Annotated in this window: 3 protein-coding genes; 1 reads left to right on the plus strand and 2 read right to left on the minus strand. The window is 41.0% G+C overall.

All coding sequences use genetic code 11. The annotated features are described in order from the left end of the window. Nucleotides 1–281: 281 nt before the first annotated feature. Both KDK19_RS18155 and KDK19_RS18160 read right to left on the minus strand, forming a co-directional pair. Nucleotides 282–686 carry a hypothetical protein gene (locus tag KDK19_RS18155; RefSeq protein WP_257254994.1) on the minus strand — a complete coding sequence of 135 codons (405 nt, stop codon included), beginning with the start codon at nucleotides 684–686 and terminating at the stop codon, nucleotides 282–284. A gap of 383 nt (nucleotides 687–1,069) precedes the next feature. Beyond that, nucleotides 1,070–1,339: a type II toxin-antitoxin system Phd/YefM family antitoxin gene (locus KDK19_RS18160; protein WP_257254995.1), complete on the minus strand. Its 270-nt coding sequence runs from the start codon at nucleotides 1,337–1,339 to the stop codon at nucleotides 1,070–1,072. A gap of 562 nt (nucleotides 1,340–1,901) precedes the next feature. Here KDK19_RS18160 and KDK19_RS18165 point away from each other — a divergent pair. Next, nucleotides 1,902–2,168 carry a DUF2442 domain-containing protein gene (locus tag KDK19_RS18165; RefSeq protein ID WP_257254996.1) on the plus strand — a complete coding sequence of 89 codons (267 nt, stop codon included), beginning with the start codon at nucleotides 1,902–1,904 and terminating at the stop codon, nucleotides 2,166–2,168. The last annotated feature ends 116 nt before the right edge of the window (nucleotides 2,169–2,284 follow it).

Raw genomic sequence — 2,284 nt, forward strand, 5'->3', positions numbered from 1 at the left:
CAAGAGACGGAAAGAATGATAATTTATGGGCTTGCTCTGCGCAAGCCGAGCTATCTGGAAAAAAGGGATCAGGTCTTGATTGTTGACATCGTTTGACTCTGTTCTGTTTTTAGGGCTCTTTGGGTCGTTCTCACGTGTGGCAAAATAGTGGCTCCCATGTTGAATCCATACGACATCTCAAGTTGTAAAGCCCGTTTTCAGATATGGGTATGCATTGCCAAGCTGGAGCGTGGGAACGAGTCAACATTGTCGAGGTGAACTTTACTGACGAAAGCCCAGCTCTATTTTTTCTTGCCAAGCCTTTCGATAGAGCTAACAATCTTCTGATAGGTCTCGATCTTTTTGTTTATCTTACTGACACTTTTCTTATCTGAACTATTCGCTTTCACGAAAGCAGTATTTGAATCGATTTCCTGATTGATCTTTTTCACGAAAGTAGAAACATCTTTGCTAGTATTCCAAAGGCTCTCAATTTGGGCTTTAAAATTGCTTCCTTTCGCACTTTTAAAAACGATATTGGAAACTTCGCCAGCTTCTTTAGATGATCCTTTGGCGTGAACACTACCTTTTGACGAAACGCTAAACGAATCCTTGCTACTGAATCCCATTTTAAAATGGTCGTTAAATGCGCCTTCGATAATTTCTTTAATTTCACTTTCGATAAGGTGGTCTTGAAATGATTTCACCCTGATAATTCCCGAAAATCTTTCTGTTAATGTTATTTAGGCTTTTGGGGAATTCTGGCTATTGTCGTAGACAATGCTGTATTAAAGCTTGTCGGATGCTTTGTTTGGTACTCAAAAATAGCAATGGGTATACCATGTCCTCTGTCTCAGAAAATCGAAAGATCGCTCGCAATTGGAGCTTTTCATCAACATAGTCGTGATACGTTGTGAACCCCATTTCTGACGCCTCCAAACATAATGGAGAACTTCGGGGATGTTCAATGATTCTTTTCTCAAATCCAGTAATGAAGCCATTAAGAAGCTCGCCAGCCGCTTCCTGTCCGATGTGTCGGGATAAATAGTAAAACCTGTCATGAAGCTGGCATTGGAAAGCGAGTGAATACTCAAACTTCATTGTCAAGAAGCCCTTCCAATCCAGCCAGAAGTTCTGAAGAAGATACGGTTCGACCTTCCCGAACATCCTTTTCAGCAAATGACAACAATTTTAATAGAGCCATTTGTTCCTGTTGCATCTCAAACTGTACGGGGTCTTGAACTACATATAAAGGTTCCCCATTTTGTGTAACGACTACAGGCTCAGATACATCCATAGAAGCTAATTCTTTTTTAAACGTCGATACCGTTTTGGTACGGGGTAAGGGTGATACGCTCATCTATTTTCCTCAGTGTTAAAAAAATAACATTTCAAGGATAGGTTAAACAAAAGAAAAAGTCCATATAATGTCCATATATGACCCTTCTACTACTACCGAACTACCGAAACCGGGGTCAGGTCTTGATACTTGATACCTGGCAAATAGGTTGCTTTATACAATCCGGAATAGTAACAGGTTAGGAGGGGGTTCAATAAGGAGATTGGGCCATTTCTATCATTGTGTGGAGTTGTAAGCCCCCCCACAGTTGACCAATCTGGCTTTGGAGGCAGTGATATAAGCTTTAAGCTGATGGTAATTGTGATGCCTGTGATCTCTTCTTTTTTTGGAATTTACATCAGAATGTATCATGATGATCATCCACCACCACATATCCATGTTGAGTAACAAGGTCACGAGGCTTTGGTGTGTATTAATGATGGTGCAGTTCTCAAGGGTCATCTTCCAAAGAAGGCCGCAAGATTGGTATCTGACTAGTGTGGTGACCATAAAACAGCACTATTTGATAACTGGCAAAAAGCATTGGAGCTTCAGCCGCTAGAGCGTATTCCGGGAGCTGATTATGATTAAATTGATAAAAGCTGAGTGGTTATACGATAAAGAAATTCGACTTTCTTTTTCTGATGGTTCCCACGGAGTGATGGATTTTTCTCCGTTGTTGTCTAAAAAAACAGCTATGACATTACCCTTGGAGAGTTCACAGTATTTTTGCCGTTTTTTCCTTGAGTTTGGCGCTTTGTGCTGGCCTAATGGTTTTGAACTGAGTCCTGGTAGCTTGCATGAGAAACTGGATAAGGCAGGTCAGCTAGTTAGGTTTGATGCCGCGTAACCAAAAGAAGAAACTCGGAGAAACCCGTGTCGTGAGACCCGGCAAGGAAAAATCATGAAACCCCCTGAAATTATTGACCTCTAGCTTATATTTGCTTTCTTTTTAATACGTCTACA

Origin of the sequence: Endozoicomonas sp. ONNA1 (assembly GCF_024606325.1) — a bacterium.
Classification (GTDB): Bacteria; Pseudomonadota; Gammaproteobacteria; order Pseudomonadales; family Endozoicomonadaceae; genus Endozoicomonas_A.